The sequence below is a fragment of the Sutterella sp. AM11-39 genome, from assembly GCF_003472385.1.
GTDB lineage: Bacteria > Pseudomonadota > Gammaproteobacteria > Burkholderiales > Burkholderiaceae_F > Duodenibacillus > Duodenibacillus intestinigallinarum.
The window spans coordinates 764-26,818 of record NZ_QRLV01000015.1 but is presented as its reverse complement, the minus strand read 5'-3'; the positions used below and the strand labels follow the sequence as shown (position 1 = coordinate 26,818).

Annotated in this window: 23 protein-coding genes; 22 read left to right on the top strand and 1 reads right to left on the bottom strand. The window is 58.1% G+C overall.

From position 1 onward, the window contains the following. The first annotated feature begins 131 nt into the window (after positions 1-131). Together DW133_RS09380 and glnK are read left to right on the top strand one after the other, a co-directional pair. Complete coding sequence (locus DW133_RS09380; protein ID WP_118276396.1) at positions 132-1,742, top strand: NAD+ synthase; 1,611 nt, start codon at positions 132-134, stop codon at positions 1,740-1,742. Positions 1,743-1,818: 76 nt separating this feature from the next. Then, positions 1,819-2,157, top strand: coding sequence for a P-II family nitrogen regulator (gene glnK / locus DW133_RS09375; RefSeq protein WP_118276395.1), 339 nt, complete (start codon positions 1,819-1,821; stop codon positions 2,155-2,157). A 101-nt stretch (positions 2,158-2,258) separates the two neighbouring features. Here the strand turns inward: glnK and DW133_RS09370 are convergent, their stop codons facing one another. Then, positions 2,259-2,927 carry an OmpA family protein gene (locus DW133_RS09370; RefSeq protein ID WP_118276394.1) on the bottom strand — a complete coding sequence of 223 codons (669 nt, stop codon included), beginning with the start codon at positions 2,925-2,927 and terminating at the stop codon, positions 2,259-2,261. A gap of 619 nt (positions 2,928-3,546) precedes the next feature. On the opposite strand from DW133_RS09370, the gene gyrA reads away from it, so the two are divergent. The 20 genes from gyrA (at position 3,547) to DW133_RS09270 (ending at position 25,853) form a co-directional block, all read left to right on the top strand. Next, positions 3,547-6,204, top strand: a complete 2,658-nt coding sequence (gyrA, locus tag DW133_RS09365) for a DNA gyrase subunit A (protein WP_118276402.1) — start codon at positions 3,547-3,549, stop codon at positions 6,202-6,204. 163 nt (positions 6,205-6,367) lie between these two features. Beyond that, entirely contained in the window at positions 6,368-7,447 is a 1,080-nt protein-coding gene (serC, locus tag DW133_RS09360) for a 3-phosphoserine/phosphohydroxythreonine transaminase (RefSeq protein WP_118276393.1), read from the top strand. 37 nt (positions 7,448-7,484) lie between these two features. Next, a complete protein-coding gene (gene pheA, locus DW133_RS09355; RefSeq protein ID WP_118276401.1) occupies positions 7,485-8,582 on the top strand; it encodes a prephenate dehydratase in 1,098 nt (365 codons plus the stop codon). Between the two features lie 40 nt (positions 8,583-8,622). Next, positions 8,623-9,726, top strand: coding sequence for a histidinol-phosphate transaminase (gene hisC / locus DW133_RS09350; protein WP_118276392.1), 1,104 nt, complete (start codon positions 8,623-8,625; stop codon positions 9,724-9,726). Positions 9,727-9,751: 25 nt separating this feature from the next. Then, on the top strand, positions 9,752-10,624 hold the full coding sequence (locus DW133_RS09345; RefSeq protein ID WP_118276391.1) for a prephenate dehydrogenase/arogenate dehydrogenase family protein: 873 nt from the start codon (positions 9,752-9,754) through the stop codon (positions 10,622-10,624). A 9-nt stretch (positions 10,625-10,633) separates the two neighbouring features. Then, positions 10,634-11,959 carry a 3-phosphoshikimate 1-carboxyvinyltransferase gene (gene aroA, locus DW133_RS09340; RefSeq protein ID WP_118276390.1) on the top strand — a complete coding sequence of 442 codons (1,326 nt, stop codon included), beginning with the start codon at positions 10,634-10,636 and terminating at the stop codon, positions 11,957-11,959. A gap of 68 nt (positions 11,960-12,027) precedes the next feature. Continuing rightward, positions 12,028-12,699, top strand: a complete 672-nt coding sequence (cmk, locus tag DW133_RS09335) for a (d)CMP kinase (RefSeq protein ID WP_118276389.1) — start codon at positions 12,028-12,030, stop codon at positions 12,697-12,699. Positions 12,700-12,850: 151 nt separating this feature from the next. Continuing rightward, positions 12,851-14,536 (top strand): 30S ribosomal protein S1, encoded by a 1,686-nt coding sequence (gene rpsA / locus DW133_RS09330; protein ID WP_118276388.1) that lies wholly within the window; start codon positions 12,851-12,853, stop codon positions 14,534-14,536. A 12-nt stretch (positions 14,537-14,548) separates the two neighbouring features. Next, positions 14,549-14,854, top strand: coding sequence for an integration host factor subunit beta (locus DW133_RS09325; protein ID WP_255415084.1), 306 nt, complete (start codon positions 14,549-14,551; stop codon positions 14,852-14,854). A 142-nt stretch (positions 14,855-14,996) separates the two neighbouring features. After that, entirely contained in the window at positions 14,997-15,638 is a 642-nt protein-coding gene (pncA, locus tag DW133_RS09320; RefSeq protein ID WP_118276387.1) for a bifunctional nicotinamidase/pyrazinamidase, read from the top strand. A 178-nt stretch (positions 15,639-15,816) separates the two neighbouring features. Continuing rightward, the gene (locus tag DW133_RS09315; RefSeq protein ID WP_158571185.1) at positions 15,817-17,733 is read left to right on the top strand and encodes a FimV/HubP family polar landmark protein; all 1,917 of its coding nucleotides are present in this window, start codon (positions 15,817-15,819) and stop codon (positions 17,731-17,733) included. Next, the gene (gene truA / locus DW133_RS09310; protein ID WP_118276385.1) at positions 17,723-18,535 is read left to right on the top strand and encodes a tRNA pseudouridine(38-40) synthase TruA; all 813 of its coding nucleotides are present in this window, start codon (positions 17,723-17,725) and stop codon (positions 18,533-18,535) included. The genes DW133_RS09315 and truA overlap by 11 nt, the downstream gene beginning before the upstream one ends. 151 nt (positions 18,536-18,686) lie before the next feature. Further along, on the top strand, positions 18,687-19,637 hold the full coding sequence (gene trxB / locus DW133_RS09305) for a thioredoxin-disulfide reductase (RefSeq protein WP_118276384.1): 951 nt from the start codon (positions 18,687-18,689) through the stop codon (positions 19,635-19,637). A 227-nt stretch (positions 19,638-19,864) separates the two neighbouring features. Further along, positions 19,865-20,980: an OmpW family outer membrane protein gene (locus DW133_RS09300; protein ID WP_199588875.1), complete on the top strand. Its 1,116-nt coding sequence runs from the start codon at positions 19,865-19,867 to the stop codon at positions 20,978-20,980. An 83-nt stretch (positions 20,981-21,063) separates the two neighbouring features. Next, on the top strand, positions 21,064-21,837 hold the full coding sequence (locus DW133_RS09295; RefSeq protein ID WP_158571184.1) for a Smr/MutS family protein: 774 nt from the start codon (positions 21,064-21,066) through the stop codon (positions 21,835-21,837). A gap of 102 nt (positions 21,838-21,939) precedes the next feature. Continuing rightward, a complete protein-coding gene (locus tag DW133_RS09290) occupies positions 21,940-22,926 on the top strand; it encodes an ABC transporter substrate-binding protein (protein WP_118276399.1) in 987 nt (328 codons plus the stop codon). A 128-nt stretch (positions 22,927-23,054) separates the two neighbouring features. Beyond that, the gene (locus DW133_RS09285) at positions 23,055-23,936 is read left to right on the top strand and encodes an ABC transporter permease (RefSeq protein WP_118276398.1); all 882 of its coding nucleotides are present in this window, start codon (positions 23,055-23,057) and stop codon (positions 23,934-23,936) included. A 23-nt stretch (positions 23,937-23,959) separates the two neighbouring features. Continuing rightward, positions 23,960-24,751 (top strand): ABC transporter ATP-binding protein, encoded by a 792-nt coding sequence (locus DW133_RS09280; RefSeq protein WP_118276381.1) that lies wholly within the window; start codon positions 23,960-23,962, stop codon positions 24,749-24,751. A 116-nt stretch (positions 24,752-24,867) separates the two neighbouring features. Next, entirely contained in the window at positions 24,868-25,206 is a 339-nt protein-coding gene (locus DW133_RS09275) for a multidrug efflux SMR transporter (protein WP_233542171.1), read from the top strand. Positions 25,207-25,265: 59 nt separating this feature from the next. Then, positions 25,266-25,853 (top strand): methylated-DNA--[protein]-cysteine S-methyltransferase, encoded by a 588-nt coding sequence (locus tag DW133_RS09270; RefSeq protein ID WP_118276380.1) that lies wholly within the window; start codon positions 25,266-25,268, stop codon positions 25,851-25,853. Positions 25,854-26,055 lie beyond the last annotated feature (202 nt).

Below are 26,055 nucleotides of genomic sequence, written 5' to 3'. Positions count from 1 at the left end.
CGGATTTCCGCCGGTATTAACTACAAAAAGTTGAGGCTGCTGGAACCTCGAACCACCTACTTAACAGAATTTAGAATGGAGGCGGCGCTTCCTCCCCTGCATGAATGCAGGGGTTTCCGCGCTGAATTTCTATGATCGATAGCCCGTTCGTATACCTGGCCCAGACCAATCCTGTTGCCTGCGATTTGGAGGGCAACGCCAAACAGATCCTTGACGCCGCTAAAACGGCTCACGAACTCGGTGCGTCTATCTGCGTGACGCCTGCCATGTCGCTCACCGGATGGCCGCTTGAAGGGTGGCTCGAGCGCGAGGACTTCTGGATGTCCCTTGAAGAGGCGATCAATGGGCTCGCGCAAGCGCTCCACCGCCAGTCGCGGGACGGAAAAATCGTGCTTGTCGGTGCGCCGAGTCGATCCGAAGGAAAAATCAATCGCTCGATCTACGTTTTGGGAAGCGGCGAGATTTTCAAACGTATCGATAAACCGCTGCAGGGAGGCTGTGTTCTTGAGAACGCTCGTTCCATACATAATCACTCCGGAGTGGAGGTGAATTACTGCTTTGCGGATGATCTGACGGATGAATCCTTCGTGCGTGCGCTTAAGGCCGACGACGTTGGACTCGTCTGCGCGCTGGACTTCGGTCTGTTTGACTCGGGCGACTGCGCAAGGCGTCGGGAATTGATGATGGACAACTGTGCTCGCGAGGGGATTGCGTTTGCCGTTGCCAATCAGGCTGGGGGCCAGGACGACGTCATCTACGAAGGTCGCAGTTTTGCCGTCAATTGCAAAGGTCGTGAGACGGTGCGTCTCAAGGCCTTCGAGGCTGATGAAGGGGCGGTAACAGTCTCTAATCTCTTTGAGGACAAGGCGACGACACTTGCTCGGGAGTCCGGTCGATACGAAACGCTTTTTTCCGCACTGGTGTGTGCCGTGCGCGACTACGCCAGCAAAAACCGTTTTACCGATGCCGTATTGGGGCTTTCCGGGGGCGCCGACAGTGCCTTGGTGGCGGCCATTGCCGTCGAAGCGCTCGGTAAAGAACACGTTCACGCCGTGATGATGCCCACGCGCTACACCTCGGACTTGAGCCTGAAATTAGCTAAGGATTGTGCAGAGAACCTGGGCATCGACTACCGTGTGCGTCCGATCGGTGCCATCTACGATGCAGCCAAGTCTATTCTTGCGGATGACTTTGCGGGAACCGACGAAGGTCTTGCCGAAGAAAACCTGCAGGCCAGAAGCCGCGGGCTTCTCCTGATGGCTCTTTCCAACAAGTTCGGGTGGCTGACGCTTGCCACCGGCAACAAGTCCGAAAGTGCCACGGGATACTGTACGCTATACGGTGATACGGTCGGCGGCTACGCTCCCATCAAGGATGTGTTGAAGACGGATGTATGGGAGATGCTGCGTACCTACAACGTTATGAAGGGCAGAGAAGTGATCCCCACGGAAATTATCACGCGTCCGCCTTCTGCAGAATTAAAGGAAGGGCAGACGGACGAATCGGCGCTGATGCCCTATGCCGAGCTTGACGCGATTTTGCGCGGGTTGCTCGAAGGGGGAAAAAGCGCGGCTGAACTGCAAGCTCTGGGCCACAACGCCGACAACGTGCGTCGCGTCATCAAGCTTTGGCTTCGCAGTGAGTACAAGCGGGCGCAGTGCCCGGTCGGCCCCAAAGTGAGCCGCGCGATGCTCGGACGAGACGTGAGACTGCCGATTACGAGCCGCCCGATCCTACAGTAAATGGTAAAGTTACGCATCGAAGCGCAAAAGCGCTGGCACGAATGGATTTAGCCGCTGAAGAAGGATAGGAAGTCTCATGAAACTCGTTACCGCAATCGTCAAGCCCTTTAAATTGGATGAAGTTCGCGAAGCGTTGGCTGAACTCGGCGTCAATGGCCTTACCGTGACCGAAGTCAAGGGATTCGGCCGTCAGAAGGGGCACACGGAGCTCTATCGAGGTGCCGAATACGTGGTGGACTTCCTCCCCAAGGTCAAGATTGAAGCGGCAGTTCCCGATGATCTGCTCGAACAGTGCCTCGAAGCGATTCAAAAGAGTGCCCGCACCGGCAAGATCGGTGACGGCAAGATCTTCGTCTTTGACATTGAACAGGCCATTCGCATCCGTACCGGTGAAACGGGCGACGCAGCTGTGTAACGAGGCAGAAAAACGGCACAAAAAAGCCCCGTCGGAGAAATCCTTCGGGGCTTTTCCTAACTGGCGCAGCGCGCTGCGTCAGGTTTCAGATCAAATGCCGATTACTGAACTGTACGGGTGCCGATCACTTCGATCACGGCACGACGGTTCGGGGCGAGGCACTTGATGAGGTCCTGCATATTGCGGATCTGGCTGCCGGCTGCGGGCTTCGGGCAGTTCACGACAGGATCGGCGGCACCACGGCCTTCGGTCTGGATCAGTCCGCTGTCAACACCCTTTTCGGTCAGGTAGGTCTTGACGGATTCTGCACGGCGTTCGGACAGCTGCTGGTTGTAGGCGTCCTTGCCGAGGCGGTCAGCGTAGCCGGTCGTGAGGATCACTTCAACGTCCATGCCGGCCATACGGCTCACGAGCTGATCGAGCATGTTGCGGCCGTCAGCGGAGAGCTTGTCGCTGTCAAAGGCAAACAGCGTATCGGCAGCGAGCGTCACCTTGGCAACGCGCGGTTCTTCAACGGGAGCAGCCTTCGTGCAGGCGGCGGCAGACAGGATGTCCTTGTCGCAGGTGCAACCGTAGCCATCCGGACCGCCCTGTTCAGCCAGAGCCGGGGTCCAGAAGCTGGTGCGCCAGCAAAGACCGGTGGAGTTCGTCACAACCTTGTTCTGGGAGTCCAGAACGTAGGGAATGACGGTGTCGGAAGCCATTGCGCTACCGGCAGTGGCCATCAACACAGCAGCGGCGAGGCCGCAAAGCTTGATCGAAGTCTTCATATTTACGCTTCCTTTCTTGGTATGCAAAGACGGGCACTGCACTGTTTCGTCGGTGTGTCCCGCGTCTGCCGGGGTTGTATCCGGCGCGGTTGGGGTCAAAGGCCCAAAATCAACTTTTGCGAAAGCTCCTTTTCAAGAGCATACGCAAGCCGCTTCCGTCTCCGAAAAGACGGAACTTTGTCCGTATTGTGCCGCATATTGAATGAAAAGGAGAAGAGTCAGGCAACAAAATTTGCGAAAACCCCGATTTTTGTCGCAAAAATGTTCTGATAAGCAGACGGTTATGCGGAAATTGCACCATCTGACCTCGTCCGAGAGGGCCTAAATCGCTTCACGCGCCGTTTTGATGCCTTGGCGCGCGTTTTCTGGAAACCGGACTTGAAGCCCGCCGAGTCGAAGATCGCCGCAAACGCGTTTTTTGAGATCTGAAACTGTAAAATGCCAAAGGTTCTGCCGCGGGGATCAAGGGGTGCTCTGCGCCTTGCTTTGTCCTGCGGCGAAAATCAATTGCAAGCGCATGGCGAATAAACGCGCAGGCGCTTTGATCTATCGGGTTACCATGGATACGAACGACGACAACAAGCTTAATCAGGACAATGCCCAGGGCGAAGCCAACGGCATGCCGATTTCCTATTCTCTGGAAACGTTGCCGGTTTCTCTTGAAACCGAAATGAAGCGCTCCTACCTTGATTACGCCATGAGCGTGATCGTTGGGCGTGCGCTGCCCGACGTGCGCGACGGCTTTAAGCCCGTGCACCGCCGCGTGCTCTTTTCCATGCACGAACTGGGCAACGACTTCTCGCACGCCACGAAGAAGTGCGCCCGTATTGTGGGTGACGTCATCGGTAAATATCACCCGCACGGCGATCTGGCTGTCTATCAGACGTTGGTGCGTTTGGCTCAGGACTTCTCCATGCGCTATCCGCTCGTTTGGGGCCAGGGCAACTTTGGTTCGATCGACGGCGACGGCGCGGCGGCCATGCGTTACACCGAATGCCGCCTGGCTCGCATTGCCGACGCGATGCTCGACGACCTGGAAGAGGATACGGTCGATTTCGTTCCCAACTTCGACAATTCCGAAAAAGAACCCTCCGTTTTGCCCGCACGTCTGCCCAATCTTCTCGTGAACGGTTCGGCCGGCATTGCCGTGGGCATGGCAACCAACATCCCGCCGCATAACCTGCGCGAGACGATCGACGCGTGCCGACACCTGCTGCACAATCCCGATGCGAGCATCGACGAACTCATCGCCCGTATGCCGGCGCCCGACTTCCCGACCGGCGCCATCATCTACGGCTTGAAGGGCGTGCACGAGGGCTACCGCACCGGTCGCGGCCGCGTGATCATGCGTGCGCACACGCACTTTGAGGAAACGAAGTCAGGCCGACAGATGCTCGTCGTCGACGACATTCCCTATCAGGTCAACAAGAAGGTGCTCGTCGAATCGATCGCCCGCCTGATGCGCGACAAGAAAATCGAAGGCATCAGCGAGCTGCGCGACGAATCGAGCAAGTCCGTGCGCATCGTGATGGAACTCAAGGCCGGTACGTTCGGCGAAGTGGTGCGCAACAACCTCTTTAAGCTCACGCAGCTGCAGTGGACGTTCGGCATCAACATGGTGGCGCTCGTCGACGGCCGCCCGCGCGTGCTCAACCTGCGCGAAATCATCGAAGCCTTCCTGCGTCATCGCCGAGAAGTCATCAATCGCCGCACGATCTTCCGTCTGAACAAGAACCGCATGCGCGGCCATATTCTCGAAGGTCAGGCCGTGGCACTTTCAAACCTCGACGAATTCCTGCGCATCATCCGCAACGCTCCCAATCCGCCGATTGCCCGCGAACAGCTCATGTCGCGCGGCTGGAAGTCGGATCTGGTCTCGGGCCTTCTGAACGCCGCCTTCAATCCTCAGGACTACCGCCCGCAGGACATTGATGCCTGCTACGGTCTGCTCTCCGACGGCTTGTATCACCTGAGTCCCGTGCAAGCCGACAAGATTCTGCAGATGGCTCTGCAAAAACTCACCGGTCTGGAACAGGACAAGATCAACGAAGAGTATCGTCAGGCCAACGCTCAGATCACCGACCTGCTCGACATCCTTGCCCGTCCCGAGCGCGTCGTGCAGATCATGGACGCGGAACTTGCCGAGCTCAAGGACAAGTTCGGCGACGAACGCCGCTCGGAAATCGATCCGTCGGGCGATCCGAACTTCAATCCGCTCGACTTCGTGCCGGAAGAAACGATGGTGGTGACGCTTTCCCGTGAAGGCTACATCAAGCGCCAGTCGCTTACCGAATACCGCAGCCAGCGTCGAGGCGGTCAGGGCAAGGCCGCTGCCAAGCTCAAGGAAGGCGACGAGATCGACCGCATCATCACGGCCAGCAGCCACGACCAGGCCCTGTGCTTCAGCAACTTCGGCCGCGTCTACGCCTTGCCGATCTACCAGATTCCGGAAGGCTCCCGTACGAGCAAGGGCAAGGCGATCGTGAACTTGCTCGACATCGCCGAAGGCGAATCGATCATGACGATTCTGCCGGTGAGCCGCTTTGACGAATCGCACTACGTGTTCCTTGCAACCGTCAACGGCGTGATGAAGAAGACGTCGCTTAAGGAATTTGCGGTGATCAAGCGCATGGGCAAGGCCGCCATTACGCTTGACGACAACGACAGCATCCTTACGGCTGTGATCACGGACGGAACGCAGGACATCATGGTCTTCGGCAGCAACGGCAAGGTGCTTCGCTTTGACGAAAACGAAGTGCGGCCGATGGGGCGTACCGCCCGCGGCGTGCTCACGATGAAGCTGCCCGAAGGTCACAAGTGCGTCAGCATGTTTGCCGTGCACGCCGATACGAACATGGAAGTGCTCACGGTCTGCGCCAACGGCTACGGCAAGCGCACGCCGCTGGCGGATCATCCCAAGCACGGCCGCCGCAGTCAGGGGCAGATCGCGATCATGACGAGCGAACGCAACGGTGAGCTTGTGTCCGCCACGCTTGTGAACGTTGAAGACACCGTGTTGGTGCTCACCAACAACGGCCGCATGATTCGCACGACCGTCGAGTCGATTCGACAGTCGGGTCGTGCCACGCAGGGCGTCAAGCTCATGGAAACGCTTGACGAAACGGTTGTGAGCGTAACCCGTGTGGCCAACGAAGACGCAGAGGACGTTTCGACGGACGCCGAATCGCACGGTGCCTCGGCACTTGCCGGTGAAGCGACTGTCGCCTCAGGTGAATTACCTGTACCGTCAAACGACGAGAACGGCGAAAATGAGTAACCGATAACAAGGCGCCCTGTGCGGTTGTCGTTCCGTGCAGGGCGTTTTTTCAGTGATCGGTGACATGGCGCTCCGACAGCGGACATCGTTTGGAATAACAACTCATCAGGAGCGCGGCGTCGAACCACCCCTCGGAGTTCGAGAGCCGCGGAAAGTGAAAAAAATGAATCGCGTATATAACTTTTCGGCAGGCCCCGGCGTGCTGCCGGTTCCCGTTCTCGAAGAAGTCGCCAAGGAGTTTCCTGACTATCACGGCACAGGCATGAGTCTGGTGGAGATGAGCCACCGCGGTCAGATTTTTTCGCAGATCATCCGCGAAACGCGCGATCTGCTGCGCGAACTTTTGAGCGTGCCGGAGACCCACGACATTCTCTTTTTGCAGGGCGGCGGACACATGCAGTTTGCGATGGTGCCCTTAAATCTTCTGGGTGCCGCGGCGGAAGCCAGCTACATCGTCAACGGCGTCTGGTCGAAAAAGGCTGCGGCCGAAGCCGGCAAGTTCTGCCGCGTGAGCGTGATCGGAACGCCTTCGCGCGCTCAGGTGCCGCATCCCGACAGCATCAATGTTCCCAACGATGCCGCTTATCTCTATTACTGCATGAACGAGACCGTCAACGGTTTGGAGTTCAACTACATTCCCCGGTGTCCGGACTGCGTACCGCTGGTCAGTGACGTGAGCAGCAACTTCCTGTCGCGCTCGATCGACTTCCAGCGCCATGCCCTTGTTTTTGCGGGGGCTCAGAAAAACTTCGGTCCGGCCGGTCTCACGGTCGTGATCGTGCGCCGAGATCTCCTGGGCCTTGCCGGAGAAACCTGTCCCACGATGCTCAACTACGAGGTGCACAGCCAAGCGGGCAGCATGTACAACACGCCGCCCACCTTCGCGATCTGGGTTGCCAACCTTGTGTGCAAGTGGCTCTTGAGCGAAGGCGGAGTGGAGGTGATGAACGAACGCGCCCGCATGCGCTCGCAGATGATCTACAAAGCCATTGACGGCAGCGACGGTTTCTACACGAATACGATTCCGCCCAACGCCCGCTCGCGCATGAACGTGGTGTTCAACCTGCGCGAAGAGGCGCTCACCGACTTGTTCGTCAAGGAGGCGGCCGACGCCGGGCTCGTCAATCTCAAGGGGCACCGTCTGGTCGGCGGACTGCGTGCTTCGCTCTACAACGCGCTGCCTGTGCAGGCCGCGCAGGTCTTGGCCGATTTCATGGCGGACTTTGCGTCCCGCCACGCCTAAGAGAAAAACGAAAAAAAGAAAAATAGGGAGTACAAAAATGACCGAACCCACCGTGAGCAACGGCAGCATCGAAGAACTGCGCAAAGTGATCGATGCGACCGACGCCGAGCTCTTCGGACTTCTGGAAAAACGCGCCAAGCTTGCGCGATCAATCGGAAAACTCAAGGCTGCCGGGGCCGTGTACAAGCCCGAGCGCGAGCGCGAGATTTTTGAGCGTACCGTGGCGAGAGCCAAGACCGAGGGCACGCTGATGAGCGAAGAGGCGATCCGCAGCATCGTGCGCGAAATCATTTCTGCCTGCCGTGCCGTCGAGGCGATGCCGCGCGTGGCTTTTCTGGGGCCTCGGGGCACCTTCACCGAAGAGGCTGTGATCCGTCAGTTCGGGTCGAGCGTCAAGGCTCTGCCCTGCGGAACTCTCGACGAGGTGTTTCATGAGGCCGCAAGCGGCACCGCTGATTTTGCCGTCGTACCGGTGGAAAACAGTACCGAAGGCATCGTGACGCGCACGGCCGATTTGCTTCTCACCACGCCCCTGAAGGTAATCGGTGAGGTCAACGTGGCGGTGCACCACAATCTGATGAATCGCTCGGGCAAGCGCGAAGACATCGTCGAGGTGCATGCGCACCCGCAGGCGCTTGCGCAGTGCCGCCTGTGGCTGATGACGCATCTGCCGCAGGCAAAGCTTGTGCCTTCGAGCTCCAACGCTCAGGCCGCCAAAGAAGCGACAGCTGACCCGAAGGTGGCGGCTTTGGCAGCCGAACGCGCCGCCGCGCTCTATGAACTTCACATCGCCGCGCACGCCGTTGAAGACGATCCGCGCAACTGCACGCGCTTTTTGGTGCTCGGCAAAGAATCCTGCGGCAAGGCGCAAAACGTGCTGCATAAGACCAGCCTCATTTTCTCGGTGCCCAACCGCGCGGGTGCGCTTCTGGACGCTCTCGCGCCCTTTGCCAAGTACAAGGTTTCGATGGTGCGTCTCGAAAGCCGCCCGGCACGAAACGGTGCCTGGGACTATAACTTCTATGTGGATGTCGACGGACATATCGAAGACGAACCCATTTCCAAGGCTGTTGAAGAGCTCGGACAGATCGCTTTGTACTTAAAGATTCTCGGTTCCTACACTGCGGCCTATTGATCGGAAAAGCGCCCGGAACAAACAGAAGGGGAAAATAGACATGCAAGGTTTTGTGGCCAGAAAGGCGCTTGAGGCGATCAGCCCATACGTCGCAGGCAAACCCATTGAAGAGACGGCGCGTGAATACGGACTGGATCCCGCGCGCATCGTCAAGCTCGCAAGCAACGAAAATCCGCTCGGAATGTCGCCTGGGGCAAAGAACGCCGCGATGCAGGCGCTCGTAAACGGCACTCGTTACCCGGATGGTGCTGCGCAGGTCGTGCGTGAAGCGGCTGCGGTCTTTGCGGGCGTTTCGCCCGATGAAGTGATCGTCGGAAACGGATCCGATGAAATTTTGGGTTTGATTGCCCGCACGGTATTGGCGCCCGGCGATCGCTGCGTTTATTCACAGTATTCCTTCTCCGTTTATGAGCTCAGCGCCCAAGAGTGCGCAGCCCAATGTGTGGAAGTGCCCGCCAAGGATTTCCACGTGGATTTGGATGGCCTGCTGGCAGCGACTGACGTCAACACGCGTCTGATCTACATCACCAATCCCAATAACCCGACGGGACTGCCCCTGGAGCCGGCGGCGCTCTTTAATTTCCTGGAGCGCGTCCCCGAGAAGTGTGTCGTGGTGCTTGACGAAGCCTATACGGACTTCATGGACGAAAAGCTCAGGACAGACAGTTTCGCTTGGGTCAAGAAATTCCCGAATCTGCTGGTGACGCGCACCTTCTCCAAGGCCTACGGTTTGGCGGGACTGCGTGCTGGTTTCGGAGTGGCGAACAAGGAACTCATCGAAATGATGAACCGCATTCGTCCGCCCTTTAACATGAATTCGGCTGCACAGGCAGCGGCTGTGGCCGCGCTCGAAGATCAGGCGTTTTTAAAGACCGTTGTGGACAGCAATACTAAAGAACGCGCTCGCCTGGCTGCGTTTTTCGATGAACTGGGATTGGATCAGCTGCCGTCGCAAGCCAATTTCATTATGGTGCGCGTCGGCCCCAAGGCGGCTGAAATCAACGAGGCGATGCTGCGCCGCGGCGTGATTCTGCGTCCGCTCAAGAGCTATGGGTTGCCCGAATACATGCGTATCTCAGTGGGTTCGCGCGAAGAAAACGATATTTTCATGAAGGCGTTTCGCGAGGCGCTTTCAGTGAAATAAGCAGTAAAGAAAGGAAGTTTCAACAATGCGTTTGGCCTTGATTGGCGTGGGTTTGATCGGCGCTTCTGCAGCTTGGGCCATGAAGCGCGGCGGCGTTTTCGAGACGGTGTCGGCGTTTGACCTGTCGGCTCAAAGTGCGCGCAAAGCAGTGGAAATGGGTATTGCCGATACGGCGGCCGATACGCTTGAAGCGTGCGTTCAGGGAGCCGATGCCGTACTGGTTGCCGTGCCTGTCCTTGCCATTGAAAAGGTCATGGCGCAGATCGAGCCTTTCCTGAGAGACGAGACGCTTGTGACCGACGTCGGCTCCGTGCGCGGAGTTGTAATCGAGGGCGCTCGTCGTGCGCTCAAGGAAAAGTTCGTCAACTACGCGCCCGTTCACCCCATCGCGGGCGGAGAAATGCCCGGAGTGGACTACGCCGACGCCGATCTTTTCGTGGGCGCCAAAGCGATTTCCACGCCTGTTGCAGACATCGGCGATCGTGCCGTGCAGTTCTGGGAAAATGCCTGGAAGACGGCGGGCAGCGACTTGCTGCGCATGACGCCCGAAGAGCACGACGCCGTGTTTGCTTCCGTTTCGCATTTGCCGCATCTGCTCTCCTACGCGATGGTTGATTCCATCCTCAACACGGGCAGCGCCGAGCGCAAATTGTCTCTGGCCGGGGCCGGTTTTCGGGACTTCACTCGCATTGCGGCGTCCAGTCCGGAAATGTGGGTGGATATTTTCCGGGCCAACAAAAAGGCCGTGCTCGAAGCTCTGTCCTATTTCGAAAAGGATCTGGCGCTGCTGCGCCAAGCCGTTGAAGACGATGAAGTCGAGGTGACGCGCGCGATCTTTGCGCGTGCGGCCGAAGCACGGCGCCGCATTGCTCCCCATTTGCCTCCCAAACGAAAGTAAAAGGTAGTCATGACGCAGTCCTGTGAAGTTTCTCGTCGCCCAGAAAGCATCACGATCGAACCGGTGAGCGCCGCTTCGGGAACGGTGCGGCTGCCGGGCAGCAAATCAATCTCCAACCGCGCTCTTTTTCTGGCGGCAATGGCGCAGGGGAAAACAACGCTTACCGGACTGCTCAGAGCCGACGACACCGAGCGTATGATCGAAGCGCTGCAAGCGTTGGGGATCGAGGTTGTGTTTGAGGCCGACACGCAAGTGACGGTCACGGGATGCGGCGGACGCATTCCCGTCAAAAGCGGGGAGCTTTTTATCGGCAACGCCGGTACCGCCGCACGCACTTTGACGGCGCTGTTGGCTTTTGCGGGGGGCACCTATCGGCTCGACGGCATCGCGCGCATGCGCGAGCGTCCGATCGGCGATCTGCTTGAAGCTTTGCGCAGCCTCGGCGCCAAGGTCACGTGCGAGGCAAACGACGGTTTTCTGCCGCTTCGGTTTGAGCCCGCACGTTGTGAAGGTAATCGCGTGAGCGTGCGCGGCAACGTGTCGAGCCAATACCTGACGGCGCTTTTGATGTTGGCGCCTTCGGTTGCCTCCGACGAGGGCTTTTGGATCGACATCGAAGGCGAACTCATCAGCCGCCCTTACGTTGCGATGACCGTGCGCATGATGCGCGACTTCGGGATTGAGGCCAAGGAAACGTCGACGGGCTTTTGGGTGCCGCGCGGCACCTATCGGGCTCAATCCTCCTATAAGGTGGAAGCCGATGCGTCGGCGGCCAGTTACTTTCTGGCGTTGGGGGCTCTGACGGGCGGCCCCGTGACGATCACGGGTGTCGGCAAGGATTCCATGCAAGGGGATGTGGCTTTTGCCGATGCCCTGGAAACCATGGGAGCAGTCGTCGAAAAAACGGACGATTCGATCACGGTCCGGCGCGATAAAAAACAACCGCTCAAAGGCTTGAGACTGGATTGCACCGCCATTCCCGATGCGGCCATGACGTTTGTGCCGATGGCGCTCATGACGCAGGGCGCCGTGCAGCTGACCGGCATCGGCAGCTGGCGCGTAAAGGAAACCGACCGCCTTGCCGCCATGGCCTGCGAAATGCGCAAGTTCGGGGCCGTGGTGCAGGAGGGGTCAGACTTCATCGTTGTGAGTCGTTCTGAGGAAGGAATGTTGAAAAACGCCACGGTCGACACCTACGACGACCACCGCATGGCCATGAGCCTAGCGCTGGCCGCCTGTGCGGGGGTGACCGTGACCGTCAACGATCCGGGCTGTACGGCCAAGACCTATCCGGACTATTTCGAAGCGTTCGGGCGGCTCACCGCGCATCGTTGAGAGCCGAAGACAAAAAAGGCGTCGGCTCGTAGAATATCGCCTTTCGAACCTCGCTCAAAGGTGTTGAAGTGACACAAGCAAATCCGATTCCCGTCATTGCCATCGACGGTCCGAGCTCGAGCGGCAAAGGTACGGTGGCTGCGGCTTTGGCCGAAAAACTGGGCTTTCATTATCTGGACAGCGGTGCTTTGTATCGGCTCACGGCGCTCTCGGTTCTCAAGGCCGGAGTCAATCCCGATGATGAATCCGCATGCGAAACCGTTGCCCGCGCCATGAAGCCCGTTTTTAAGGAAGGCAGGATTTTCCTTGAGGGCGAGGATGTCACGCAGGCCATTCGAGCCGAGGAAGTGGGTTTGACGGCTAGCCGTGTGGCCGCTTTGCCCGCCGTGCGGCAGGCGCTGACCGACCTGCAGCGCAACGCGCGTCAGGCCCCGGGGTTGGTTGCCGACGGTCGCGACATGGCAAGCGTCATCTTCCCGGATGCGGTTTTGAAAGTCTTTTTGACGGCTACGCCCGAAGCGCGCGCAAAAAGACGCTTTAATCAGTTGATTGTCAAGGGAATTTCTGCTAACCTAAGCGACCTTACTCGTGATCTGGCCGAGCGGGATCGCCGCGACCGGGAGCGCAAGGCTGCGCCTTGTGTGCCGGCGCCGGACGCAAAAGTTCTCGACAACTCCGATCTGAACATCGAGCAGACGCTCGAGACGGTCTATCGGTGGTACCGGGAGCTGTGCGCCTGATTTTCGCTTTGCCGCCGCGAAGTAAGACAGAATTTTTTTTCGGAATGCCGGGACGGGGCTCGGCATTCTTTAATTTTGCAAACACCACCGACTGACGGCTTAAAAACCGGTACCCCGGGTCGGTGAGATTTCAACGTTTTTTTTTATTTTCATGTCCAACACTACCAATACCGAATCTTTTGCCCAGCTTTTTGAGGAAAGCCTCGCTAAGCAGGAAATGCGTCAGGGTGAAGTCATCACCGCCGAAGTGCTGCGCGTCGAACACAACTTCGTGGTTGTGAACGCCGGCCTGAAGTCCGAAGCCTATGTGCCCATCGAAGAATTCAAGGACGACCTCGGTGAAGTGACCGTTCAGCCCGGCGACTTCGTTTCCGTGGCAATCGAATCGGCCGAAAACGGTTTCGGCGAAACGGTTCTCTCCCGCGACAAGGCCAAGCGCCTGGCCGCCTGGATGAACCTCGAACAGGCTCTGGAATCCGGCGAACTCGTCACCGGTACCATCACCGGCAAGGTCAAGGGCGGCCTCACCGTCATGACCAACGGCATCCGTGCCTTCCTGCCGGGCTCTCTCGTCGACACCCGTCCTGTCAAGGACACCACCCCGTTCGAAGGCAAGACCCTCGAATTCAAGGTGATCAAGCTCGACCGCAAGCGCAACAACGTGGTGGTTTCCCGCCGCGCTGTCGTGGAAGCCAGCATGGGCGAAGAACGCGCCAAGCTGCTCGCCACGCTCAAGGAAGGCGCCATCGTCAAGGGCATCGTCAAGAACATCACCGACTACGGTGCGTTCGTTGACCTCGGCGGCATCGACGGCCTGCTGCACATCACCGACCTCGCATGGCGCCGCGTGCGTCACCCGAGCGAAGTGGTGACCGTCGGTCAGGAAATCGAAGCCAAGGTCCTCAAGTTCGACCAGGAAAAGAGCCGCGTTTCCCTCGGCCTCAAGCAGTTGGGCGAAGATCCGTGGATCGGCATTGCTCGCCGCTACCCGCAGAACACCCGTCTGTTCGGCAAGGTGACCAACATCACCGACTACGGTGCCTTCGTTGAAATCGAAACCGGCATCGAAGGTCTCGTGCACGTGTCCGAAATGGATTGGACCAACAAGAACGTTGATCCGAAGAAGATCGTTCAGCTCGGCGAAGAAGTCGAAGTCATGGTTCTCGACATCGACGAAGACCGTCGCCGCATCAGCCTCGGCATGAAGCAGTGCAAGGCCAACCCCTGGGAAGAATTCAACCAGAGCTTCAAGAAGGGCGACAAGGTCAAGGGCCAGGTTAAGTCGATCACCGACTTCGGCGTGTTCATCGGCCTGCCCGGCGGCATCGACGGTCTGGTTCACCTCTCCGACCTCTCCTGGAACGAACAGGGTGAAGACGCCGTGCGCAAGTACAAGAAGGGCGACGAACTCGAAGCCGTGGTTCTCGGCATCGACACCGAACGTGAACGCATCAGCCTGGGCATCAAGCAGCTCTCCGGCGACCCGTTCACCGACTTTGCCGGTTCCCACGAACGCAACACGATCGTCAAGGGTACTGTCAAGAGCGTTGACGCCAAGGGCGCCGTGATCGATCTCGGCAACGACACCGAAGGCTACCTGCGCGCTTCTGAAATCTCTTCCGAACGCGTTGAAGACGCCACCACCCAGCTCACGGTTGGTCAGGAAGTCGAAGCTCTGATCACCAGCGTGGATCGCAAGAACCGTTCGATCCAGCTCTCGATCAAGGCCAAGGATGCTGCCGAAGCTCGCAAGGCTCTCGATCGCGTTAACTCCGACGCCAGCGCCGGTACGACCAACTTGGGCGCTCTGCTCAAGGCCAAGCTCGAGCAGAAGTAATCGGGGGTTCGTATGCGAGCCTTGACGAAATCAGAGTTGATTTCGCGGGTTTTCGGACGCCATCCGATGCTTTCCGGCCGCAACGCCGACGAAGCCGTCAACATCGTTCTGCGATCGATGGTTTGCGCTCTGAGCCGCGGTATGCGAGTCGAAGTTCGCGGATTCGGTAGCTTCTCCGTGAAGTACCGCCCCGCGCGCGACGGCCGCAATCCGCGGACCGGCGAAGCGGTTAAGGTGCCGGGCAAGTACGTTCCGTACTTCCGCGCCGGCAAAGAAATCCGCGACCAGCTCAACGCGGAAATCTTGAAGAACCAGTAAGAAATTTTTCTTTTCGGTTCGTTAAGAGCTTCGCACAAAGCCCTGTCTTTTCCTTGTGAAGAGGCGGGGCTTTTTCATGTGTGCTTTTCTACCATTGTCTTTCTTGCGCTATCCTCACCGCCAATGACGCAAGGAGGAACTCATGAGCTTTCTGCAGGATCCCGCGACTGCTCTGATCGTGGTGGATATTCAAAACGATTTTCTGCCGGGCGGTGCTTTGCCAGTGCCGCAGGGCGACGAAGTCATTGCTCCGATCAATCGTCTCATGGAAAACGCTTTCACCGTGGTGCTCACGGCCGACTGGCATCCGAGCCGCCACAAGAGCTTTGCCATAAATCACCCGGGCAAGAAGCCCTTTGAGCTTGTCGACATGCCCTACGGCAAGCAGGTTTTGTGGCCTGCGCATTGCGTGGCGGGAACAGAGGGTGCCGCTTTTGCCGAGGGGCTTGTAACGTCTTGCGCCGATCTGATCCTTCGCAAAGGGACATGCGCCGAACGTGACAGCTATTCGGCTTTTCTTGAAGCCGACCGCCGGACGCGAACCGGTTTGGCGGGGTGGTTGAAGGAGCGTGAGATATGCAAGGTCGTCGTGTGCGGGCTTGCGGCCGACTATTGCGTCAGTTGGACGGCGCTCGATGCCGCGCAAGCTGGGTTTGACGTGTGTGTCGTGACGGACGCGGTCCGTGCGATTGCTCAAGTCTCCTACGACGAAGCCAGAACCGCGTGGAGTGCGGCAGGCATACGAACAGCGCTGACGAACGACCTTGTCGGTGTGACAGATTGAAAAAATGCCTGAGCTTTGAAGGATTGGCGTGCGTAGTCTTCCCTCAAGTGGGTAGAATCCGAAAGAATCGGGGCGTATTACAGAAACCGAGGATTTCTATTGTCTATTGGTTTTTCTGTTGTCCCACAAAATCTCATTTGAAAATCAGTTAGGTAAGCAGATGTCGGAAGCGATTACTTTGCGCAAAACTCTTATCGCTGCAGCGGTGACGGCCGTGGCCGGCGGCGCTTTTGCTGCGGAACTCGGAAGCCTCATGGTCTATTCGGCAGTGGGCGAACCGCTCGACGCCGAATTAACCATTCGTGACGTGGATCCGAAGGCCGAACAGCTCAAGGTGCGTCTGGCGCCGGCTTCGACCTATCGTCGCGTCGGCAAGGAAGTGTTGTTCTCTGTCAACGACGTTTCGCTTTCGCTGCTTAAGAAGGAACCCTACACGGTTAAGCTCAAGGGACAACAGGCGGTGGACGCCCGACAGTTCCCGCTGATTGTTGAACTCTCCGAAGCGGGCAAGGTCTCGGCCAAGCTCTACGAAGTGCGTCTGCAGGATCGCCCTGCCGCGCCGATGGTCAAGGACGTCGCGCAGACCGAGAAGGTTGCGCCGATGGTTGACGCTTCCACCAAGGACAGCAGCGTGGTTCCTTCGGCAAATGTCTCCGAACGCAGTGCCGTGCCGAGCGCCAAGGGGACCGTACCGAGCGCTGTGCCTTCAGCAAAGACCACAGCTCAAAAGGCGCCGACTGAGCCCGCCTACGTGCCGCCCGTGCGCGAATCGGCGCCGAGCACGACCAAGTCGGCCGCACCTAAGCAGACGGTGCAGGCGGCTAAGCCGGCAGCCAAGACCTCTGCCGCGGGGCCTGTCAAGCTTCCGCTCAATCCTGCCGACTACGATCTGGATCAGCCATTCCTCGTGCGCGACGGCATGACGATGTGGTCGATTGCCACGCTGTATCGTCCGCGTTATCCGCAGGCCTCGATGGATCAGATTCTGGTGGCCTTCGTGCGTGCCAACCCGGGCGCCTATGAAAAGGGCCGCGTCAACGGTGTCAAGATCGGCTCGCGCCTGAAGGCGCCGCTTGCCGACGACGTGGCGGCTGTGGAATTGGACGAAGCCTGGGCTTTGGTACGCGTGGCGCCGAACGCCGACGCGCGCAAGGCTCCGAGCCGCAAGGTCCTGCAGCGTGCGCATAAGCGAATGCAAAAGGAGGCGCCCGCATTGTGGCGCAAGTGGAAGGCCGAACATCCCGAAGCGGCCAAGCCTGCTCCCAAGGCTCCCGTAAAGCCAGTCCAGAAGGAGACGAAGCCTGAGGTGCAGCAGCCTGTGCCCGATCCGACACCTAAGACCGAGCCCGTAGCGGATCCGATGGCGGGCACCCTTGCCAAGGCTGATGCTCAGCATGACGCCAAGCTCCAGGAGCAGCAGACTCAGACGCTCGCTCCGGTTGAAAAGGCTCCTGAACCCGTGACGCAACCCGTGGTACAGCCTGAACCCGCCCCCGAAACCAAACCGGCTCCGACGCCGGTGCCTGCCATGCCAGCCCTTGAAGAGAAGTCCGAAGAGGAGTCCGGCGGCTTCTGGGGTGCGCTCATCGGTTTCCTCGTGCTCGTCGGTGCAGCTGCCGGCGGTGCCTGGTACTGGATGAAGCAGCGTACGGCCACCTTCCGCCGCAAGGAAGAAAGCATGGGTGTCGTGAAGTTCCGCAAGAGCGAGGCGACTAAGCCCGAACAGCTGCAGGGCACCAAGGAAATGCTCGATCGCCGTCTGGAGTCCGAACGTGCCACGCAGCGCATGCAGGCCGCTCAGGCTGCCCGTACCGAACCCAAGCTCGGCGACATCGAAAAGCCGCAGGCACCGGCCGCCGGCTTTAACGTGGCTGCCGCTTACGTGGGCGACGAACAGCAGGAACAGGCTCCCGCTGCGACGAGCGCCGAAACGATTTCCGGCAAACTCATCACGGCGCACACATACATTGCCGTCGGTGCTTTGCCCGAAGCCCGTCGAGTGCTTCACGAAGTGATGCTCGCGGGCAACGAAGAGCAGCGCCGCCAGGCTTCCGAAATGCTCGCCCAGATCGGTGACGATACCCGTGGCGGATAGTTTGAATACGACGCAGTCCGTGCAGAGCGTTGCGCTCGGCATCGAGTACGACGGCCGCAATTATTTCGGCTGGCAGACGCAGCCCGAAGGCAATACGGTGCAGGATGTCCTTGAGGACGCCCTGCGCCGATTCCTTACCGTTCCCGTTGCTACGATCTGTGCCGGCCGCACGGACCGAGGCGTGCATGCCACACATCAGGTGGTGAGTATCGCGTCGCCCTTTCGACGAGCTGAAGCCAGTTGGATTCGCGGCGTCAATACTTTTTTGCCTGACGACATCGCCGTGAAGTGGGCCTGCGAAGTCCCCGCGGGCTTTCACGCACGTTTTGATGCGGTGAGCCGCACTTACCAATACTGGATTTTCAATCATCCGGTGCGCTCTCCTGTGATGCACGGTAAAACGGGCTGGGTGTGGCGGCCGCTTGACGCGCAGAAAATGCATGAGGCCGCGCAGATCCTTGTGGGCGAACATGATTTCACCTCGTTTCGTGCGGCCGAATGTCAGGCGGCTACGCCCGTTCGCACGATCAAGCACATTTCCGTGCGTCGTCAAGGTAACCTGATCGGCGTGGAAATTTCCGCCAACGCCTTTCTGCAGCACATGGTGCGCAACATCGTGGGCTCGCTCATTTATGTCGGCACCGGGCGCGAAAGCGTGCAGTGGTTGGCCGACGTCCTCGAAGCCAAATCCCGTGCGGTTGCCGCCCCCACGTTTGACCCTTCGGGGCTTTATCTCACGGGCGTCGAATATCCGAGTGAGTTGGGGCTTCCCGAAGACGGTCTGTCGCCTTTCGGCTTTTGAAGCGGCCCGAAACTATCGGATCGTTAGAGGCTCTCTAACCGGAAAAGTTTTGACATAACTTGCCGCGGTCCTCTTCCTATAATCTGAAAAACGCCATTTCAGGGCCGAGCCTCTGGCGCGGCTCTCAGCACGAATTTGAAAGGAAACAACCATGAGCGAGAGCGTTCACGCACCTGTTATTGTCATCGGCTCCGGTCCGGCGGGATACACCGCCGCCATCTACGCCGCCCGCGCCAATCTCAAGCCTCTCTTGATCACCGGCATGGAGCAGGGCGGCCAGCTGATGACGACCACCGAAGTGGACAACTGGCCGGGTGCGGTCAACGGCATCGAGGGCCCGCAGCTGATGCAGAACCTGCTTGAGCAGGCCGAGCGATTTGACACCAAGATCGTCTTTGACGTCATTCACACCGCGCACCTCAGAGAAAAACCGATTCGCCTGGAAGGCGACATGGGTTCTTACACGTGTGATGCGCTCATTATTGCGACGGGCGCGAGCGCCAAGTACCTTGGTCTTGAAAGCGAAACCAAGTACAAGGGCCGCGGCGTGTCGGGGTGTGCCACCTGCGACGGGTTCTTCTATCGCGGCAAACCTGTGGCCGTTGTGGGCGGCGGCAATGCGGCCGTTGAAGAAGCGCTTTATCTCTCGCAGATTGCAAGCGTCGTGCATCTTGTGCACCGTCGCGGCACGTTCAAGGCCGAACCCATCCTTGTCGACAAGCTCATGGAAGTCGTCAAGGAGGGCAAGATCGTGCTGCACACGCCCTTTGAAGTCGAAGAAGTTCTGGGCGACGACAAGGGCGTCACCGGTCTCAAGCTCAAGCACTTTGAAGGCGGCGCTGATGAAGAACTCGCGGTTGACGGCGTCTTCATCGCCATCGGTCATACGCCCAACACGAAGGTCTTTGCCGAAGAGCTCAACACTCAGGGCGGCTATATCGTGACCGACAAGGCCGGTTTTGCGGCCACAGCCACCAACGTTGAGGGCGTTTTTGCCGCCGGCGACTGTGCCGATTCCATCTACCGCCAGGCGGTGACGAGCGCTGGCTCGGGGTGCATGGCAGCGCTCGACGCACAGCGCTATCTTGAAAAGCGCGGTTAATCGACCGTTCGAATCGAAGTCCTCCGCAAGCCGGATCGCTTTGTTGTTTTTGTGACGACAAAGTCGGTCCGGTTTTTGTATTTTGACGAACATTTGACACAGATTCTCTAAAATCCTCGAACTTCAACAACGCCTTTTGCGATCCCGAAGAAAAGAAACAAGGTGATTCGGGCTTTTGACGCTTTTTGGCGATCATTAACCTCTCTTTTTCTTTTCTCATGTCCGCAGTGATTCGCAAACACGCGCTTGCCGCGTCTTTAGTTCTGTCCGTATGGGCAAATCAAACCTGCGCCGGCTTCTGGGAAGATGCCGCCGCCACGCTTCCGGGCGGTCTTGCGCCGACGAATGCCGGTTTTTGGTCCTCCCAGGTCGACGGTTTCAAGGAACTTTTCAATAAGGGACGAGACGGGGTTGCGTTCGGTATCTGGACCGAACATCCTTCGTTTGACTATGACAACCGCTCCGAAGAAAACGCGCTGCCCTTTGGCGCGGGCCTCGTGCGCACGATGATCGACGAGAAGGGCAACGAGCGCATGCTCTTTGGCATCGTCTTTTCCGACTCGCACTATTATCCGGAGCCCACCTTCGGCTACAGCTGGGTGGCGCGCTGGCCCGTGAGCGAAAAGTATCACGTGGGTGCGGGCTATATGCTCGGCGTCACGTTTCGCGAGGACTACCACTGGCTGCCCATCCCGTTGCCGCTTCCGGTCGTGAAGGCCGGCACCGACGATGTGGGCCTCTACATGACGTTTATCCCGTTTACGAATGTCTTTTTCTTCTACGGGACAATTGCTACCGACAGCCTTGAAAACCGACTGCTGCCCACGTTTGAAACTTCTCCGTTCTCCAATCGCTTTGAGCTTTATGGCGCCTGGATGTGGGAAAAGACCGATTCGGCAACGGAACAGGGCTACATGGTGAGTTCTGATGCGGGTTATATGTTGGGGGCACGTTACTTTGTTGCCGACAACTGGGCGGTGGACTTTAACTACACAGACAGCGAACACGACACCAACTACAGAGGCGCCAAAGACAGGACGTTCGATCATACGACCTACTCGGTGGCGTTGCAGTATCACGTCAATTTCAATGAAGCGTTGCGCATGCACGCGGGCGTTGGCGTGGGTTACGGCAAGTGGGAGCAACAGGGAGGAGATCTTTCGGAAGACTCCGTTTTTCCGGTTGTGCAGTTGGGCGGAACATGGGCCCCGACCGACCACACGCGTCTTTTGGCGGGCATCAATCTGTCGTTTCCGCGGTACCACAATGTCGCACCGGAAGGCGACGTGATGTTCCGGCCGTCTCCGGTGCATATGTACGTCGGTGCGGGCATTGCGTTTTAGGCGCAAAAGGCCGATTCGGGCGATCGCATTCTCTTTTCGGTGGTATCCTCGGAGGCCGAACAAAATAGAGGATGATTCAACAAATGTCCAACGGATTTGAAGCGCTCGCCCCCTTGGCTGACAAATTGAAGACGCGGGCCCGCAGGCAGGAGGCTGAACGCGAAGCCAAGCAAAAGGCAAGCGAACACATTGCGCGCGAAACGAATGTCTTTCTTGACGTGATGAATCAGACGGGGGTCAAGGCGATGGCCGGCGTCCGTATTAAGCCGCGCATCGAAGAAAAAGACATTGATTTTGCGGCGGCCATGAAAAAGGCCGGCGTCAAGCCTCTGGGCGACGAGACGAGAGCTCAGCACAGAAAAGTTCGCCGTCCGATTCCCGTTCAAACGATCGCCGACAATAAACGAGTGCTCGAAGAGAGCATGAGTGACGATCTCGACAGCATTGAGTTTCTCGAAAGCGAAGACGGTAAAAGCTTTCGGCGTCCAGGCATCGGACCGGACGTGCCGCGCGATCTGCGACGCGGGCGCTGGTCGGTGCGCGCCCAAATTGATCTGCACGGCATGACGGTCGACGATGCACGCAGCGCCGTTGCGGAATTTCTGAAAAACGCACGCAAGCAGGAACTCTTTTGCGTGCGCATCATTCACGGCAAAGGCAACGGGACGCCCGGTCGCATCGGCGTGCTGCGCGAGGTGGTGCGCCGCTGGCTCAAGCAGCGCGACGAAGTGGTGGCGTTTTGCGAACCGCGGGAAATTGACGGGGGAGCCGGTGCAACCATCGTGCGTCTGCGGGCGCTGCCTCGCCGCACCGATGGTGACGAAAGCGAAACAAATCGCACAAATTCGGCGCTCTAAGCGGTTGGCCGTATGCCAACTTCGGCTTTCACTCGTTAAGATAAGCAAATGTGCTCGGAACGGTTCGGGCGCGACGATACAACGACATCGCAAAGGATAGAAATGATCAAGCAAGCTCTGATCGGTTTGACGGCTGCCGCTCTTTTGGCGGGTTGCGGCGGCGAAGACAAGGCCCAGGCGCCGGCAGCCAAGGCGGCCGACGGCACGAAGACCGTCGGTTTGGTGCAGTTGGTGGAGCATCCTGCGCTCGACGCCGCCAGCCGCGGCATTCAGGATGCGGTCAAGGCGCGCGGACTGAAGGTGACCTTTGACGTTCAAAACGCTCAGGCCGACCAGTCCAATCTCGCCAACATCGCCCAGCGTTTCGTGTCTCAGGAATATCCTTTGATTTTTGCCGTGGCAACGCCCGCTGCGCAGACTATGGCCAATGCCGCCAAAAACACGCCCATCGTCGCGACGGCCGTGACGGACTACGAAGCTGCCAAGCTCGTGATCAACAAGGATAAGCCCGGCACCAACGTGACCGGTTCGTCTGACTTGAATCCGATCGGCGCACAGCTTGATCTGATCATGCAGTTCGTGCCCAATGCCAAGACGATCGGCACAATCTACAACAGCTCGGAAATCAATTCCCAGTTCCAGGTTGAGATTCTCAAGAAGGAACTCGCCCGCTACAACGTCACTCTCGTCGAAGGGACGGTCTCGAGTGTCAACGACGTGCAGCAGGTGGCTCAGGGCTTGATCGGCAAGATTGACGCCCTGTACGTTCCCACCGACAACATCATCGCGTCTGCGATGCCCGTTCTCACCAAGATCACCACACCCGCCAAGGTGCCTGTGATTACCGGTGAAGAAGGCCCGCTGCACGGAGGCGGTTTGGCCACCGTCGGCGTCGACTACTATGAACTCGGCAAGATCGCCGGCAACATGGGCGCAGACATTCTCGAAGGTAAGTCCAAGCCTGCCGACATGCCCATTCAGTACCAGAAGGAATTCAAGGTGAAGGTCAACGAACCGGTCCTGAAGACTCTTGGTTTGCAGCTGCCCGAGGCGCTCAAGGGTAAAGCGGAACTCGGCGATTTCCATTAGAATCCGTTGATTACGAATCGGCGCGGAGTTTGATTTCTGCTCCGCGCCTTTTTTTGTTTGTCAAAAAGAAAAAAATCGCGCTTGGGCGTTTTGCGTCAAAAGCGCCGTTTCCAAACCAAGTTGGTGACATGGCTGATATTCTGATTCCGACCGTGGCGCAAGGCCTGATGTGGGCTCTGATGGCGCTCGGGGTCTACATCACTTTCCGCGTACTTGACATTGCCGACCTTTCGGTTGAAGGCAGTTTTCCGCTCGGTGCGGCTGTAGCCGCCACGGCGCTTGTCTCGGGCTACGGCGTGACGGCGGCTTTTCTGCTTGCGGCCGTTGCCGGTGCTCTCGCAGGCATCGTGACGGGGATTCTGACGACGAAACTGAAGATTCCGCCGCTGCTGGCAGGTATTCTCACCATGATTGGGCTGTATTCCGTCAATCTGCACGTGATGGGCAAGGCCAACGTGGCGCTGCTGCGTGTCGACACCGTGTTTAGCTACGCCGCCGGCTTGGGCCTCACATCAGATATGGCGATGATGGCGGTGGGTCTTGTGGGCGTGATGCTCGTGGGCGTGATCCTATACTGGTTCTTCGGCACGGAGCTCGGCACGGCTATTCGCGCCACCGGCTGCAACTCGCAGATGGCTCGCGCGCAGGGCGTCAACACCAATTCAATGATCGTTCTCGGTCTTTTGATTTCCAACGCTCTTGTTGCTTTGTCTGGCGCTCTGGTGTGTCAGGCCAACGGGTTTGCCGACGTCGGCATGGGTACGGGCACGATCGTGATCGGTCTGGCCTCCGTCATTATCGGCGAAGTGCTCTTCGGCACCCGCAGCTTCAAAAACTGCCTGATTTCAGTGATCCTGGGTTCGATCGTTTACCGTCTTGTGATTGCTATTGTGCTGCAGCTTGGCATGCCGCCCAACGACCTCAAGCTCTTTACGGCCATCCTCGTTGCGATTGCGCTTTCGATGCCGCTTATTCGCGAAAAGTGGCGTGCTCGCAAGAGCGCTCTTTGATTTGATGCGATACGGAGAAACAAATGCTTAAGGCTCAAGGCGTAAAAAAGACATTTTTCCCGGGCAGCGTCAATGAAAAGCGCGCACTGCGCGGCGTGGACCTGACGCTTGAAGACGGCGACTTCGCCACCGTGATTGGTTCCAACGGCGCAGGTAAGTCGACGTTTCTGAACGCGATCGCCGGCGTCTTTCCGATTGACTCCGGTACGATCGAAGTGGGCGGCGTCGATATTTCGGACATGCCCGAATACAAGCGCGCACAATACATCGGCCGCGTCTTTCAGGATCCGATGCGCGGCACGGCCGGCAACATGATGATCGAGGAGAACCTCGCCATGGCTTCTCGCCGAGGGCAGAAGCTCGGTTTGAGCTGGAGTTCCAAGCCCGAGCAGACCGAAAAGTTCCGCGAGATGCTCAAGGAACTCGACCTCGGTCTGGAAGAGCGCATGACTGCGCACGTGGGCCTTCTTTCGGGCGGCCAGCGTCAGGCGCTCACGCTCTTGATGGCCACGCTTGTGCGTCCCCAGTTGCTGCTGCTTGATGAACACACCGCAGCCTTGGATCCCAAGACGGCCGCTAAGGTGCTCGAACTCACCGATCGCTTGGTGACCACGCAAAAGCTCACTACGCTCATGATCACGCACAATATGCGCGATGCGCTGCGCTACGGCAATCGTCTGGTGATGATGCACGCCGGCCGCATTGTGGTTGACGTCAAGGGCGATGAAAAGAAGCATCTCACGGTGCCAGACCTGTTGGCGCTCTTTGAAAAGGGCGCCGGTGAAGTGAGCGACGCCATGATGCTTTCTTCCTGACCAAAATACTTATAATTCGACCGCCGCAGGGACGACCCTGCATCAAAAGGCCAATTTCCGAGGACGACCTCAGAAGTTGGCTTTTTTGTTGAACTGAAGTCTTTAGGAGTATTTCAATGAGCACGACGATGAGCTGGATCGTTTTGATCATCGCCGGTCTTTGTGAAACCGGTTTTGCCTTTTGTCTGGGAAAAATGAAGCTGGTCTCCGGTTTTGCATGGTGGGCCTGGGGCACGGGCTTTGCTGTCTTTGTGGTGGTGTCCATGTTGCTTCTTGCCAAGGCCGCACAGGTGCTGCCGATCGGTACGGCATATCCGGTCTGGACAGGAATCGGCGCCGTCGGTACAGTCCTTTTGGGCATCCTGTTTTTAAGCGAGCCGGCGACGTTCTGGCGTATTCTCTTCATTACCACACTGATCGCCTCCATCGTCGGACTCAAGATGGTATCCCACTGAATTTTTAGTTCGGGACGGATCCGTTTCTCGGATTCTTTGTTTTGTGGTTTAGGTGCGCCATGTCAGAAATGATCTTTTGCCAAACGTTTGGGACGCCCTGCGGCGAGTTGATTTTGCAGAGCGTTGCAGGAAAACTGATTTGTTGCGATTGGTCCGACGGATGGCATCGAGCCACGATTGCTCGTCGGCTCGAAAGAGCGTTTCCTCATGCTAGCTGCTTAGAGCGTGAGGACGAAGTGATTGCCCAAACCAAGAGACAGTTGACGGAGTATTTTGCCGGTACGCGCAAGACGTTTGATGTGCCTCTGCGCTTTATCGGCACGGATTTTCAGCATGCCGTCTGGCAAGAGTTGTTGAAACTTCCATACGGAACACTCACGACGTACGGTGAAATTGCCCGCCGTATCGGGCGACCCGGAGCCGTCCGGGCCGTCGGAGTGGCTGTGGGAGAAAATCCGTGCTCCATCCTTGTGCCGTGCCATCGGGTTGTCGGTGCAAATCGTGCACTCACGGGCTACGGCGGCGGATTTGAAGCCAAGCGCAAACTCCTTCAGATTGAAGGTTTGGAGTTCGATGACGTTAGCGAAAGCGGTGCAGAGCTCAAAGTCTGCACGAGCGCTCAGTTTCCACTCGCTCCGGGAGCTTGAAGATCCTCGAAACTTCGGCATTCGAATCGGGGCGTGAAGTCTCGGTATTTCGCGTTTTGCGACAGGAAGAGATATGCCTTGCCGCGCAGTTTGCCTTTATGTAGCTACCAGATTCCAGTTGTCCGTTCTTGACGTCCTCCCCTGATTGAAAAATCAGAGGATTCCTTCGGAGTTGCTTACGCAACTCCAAGAGGTTGGTTCT

Coding starts and splice junctions, on each gene's coding strand:
- pheA (WP_118276401.1), top strand. CDS start 7,485: ATGACCGAACCCACCGTGAGCAACGGCAGCATCGAAGAACTGCGCAAA.
- gyrA (WP_118276402.1), top strand. CDS start 3,547: ATGCCGATTTCCTATTCTCTGGAAACGTTGCCGGTTTCTCTTGAAACC.
- DW133_RS09270 (WP_118276380.1), top strand. CDS start 25,266: ATGTCAGAAATGATCTTTTGCCAAACGTTTGGGACGCCCTGCGGCGAG.
- aroA (WP_118276390.1), top strand. CDS start 10,634: ATGACGCAGTCCTGTGAAGTTTCTCGTCGCCCAGAAAGCATCACGATC.
- trxB (WP_118276384.1), top strand. CDS start 18,687: ATGAGCGAGAGCGTTCACGCACCTGTTATTGTCATCGGCTCCGGTCCG.
- DW133_RS09325 (WP_255415084.1), top strand. CDS start 14,549: ATGCGAGCCTTGACGAAATCAGAGTTGATTTCGCGGGTTTTCGGACGC.
- rpsA (WP_118276388.1), top strand. CDS start 12,851: ATGTCCAACACTACCAATACCGAATCTTTTGCCCAGCTTTTTGAGGAA.
- DW133_RS09290 (WP_118276399.1), top strand. CDS start 21,940: ATGATCAAGCAAGCTCTGATCGGTTTGACGGCTGCCGCTCTTTTGGCG.
- DW133_RS09370 (WP_118276394.1), bottom strand. CDS start 2,927: ATGAAGACTTCGATCAAGCTTTGCGGCCTCGCCGCTGCTGTGTTGATG.
- DW133_RS09380 (WP_118276396.1), top strand. CDS start 132: ATGATCGATAGCCCGTTCGTATACCTGGCCCAGACCAATCCTGTTGCC.
- serC (WP_118276393.1), top strand. CDS start 6,368: ATGAATCGCGTATATAACTTTTCGGCAGGCCCCGGCGTGCTGCCGGTT.
- DW133_RS09280 (WP_118276381.1), top strand. CDS start 23,960: ATGCTTAAGGCTCAAGGCGTAAAAAAGACATTTTTCCCGGGCAGCGTC.
- DW133_RS09345 (WP_118276391.1), top strand. CDS start 9,752: ATGCGTTTGGCCTTGATTGGCGTGGGTTTGATCGGCGCTTCTGCAGCT.
- DW133_RS09295 (WP_158571184.1), top strand. CDS start 21,064: ATGTCCAACGGATTTGAAGCGCTCGCCCCCTTGGCTGACAAATTGAAG.
- DW133_RS09285 (WP_118276398.1), top strand. CDS start 23,055: ATGGCTGATATTCTGATTCCGACCGTGGCGCAAGGCCTGATGTGGGCT.
- pncA (WP_118276387.1), top strand. CDS start 14,997: ATGAGCTTTCTGCAGGATCCCGCGACTGCTCTGATCGTGGTGGATATT.
- glnK (WP_118276395.1), top strand. CDS start 1,819: ATGAAACTCGTTACCGCAATCGTCAAGCCCTTTAAATTGGATGAAGTT.
- hisC (WP_118276392.1), top strand. CDS start 8,623: ATGCAAGGTTTTGTGGCCAGAAAGGCGCTTGAGGCGATCAGCCCATAC.
- DW133_RS09275 (WP_233542171.1), top strand. CDS start 24,868: ATGAGCACGACGATGAGCTGGATCGTTTTGATCATCGCCGGTCTTTGT.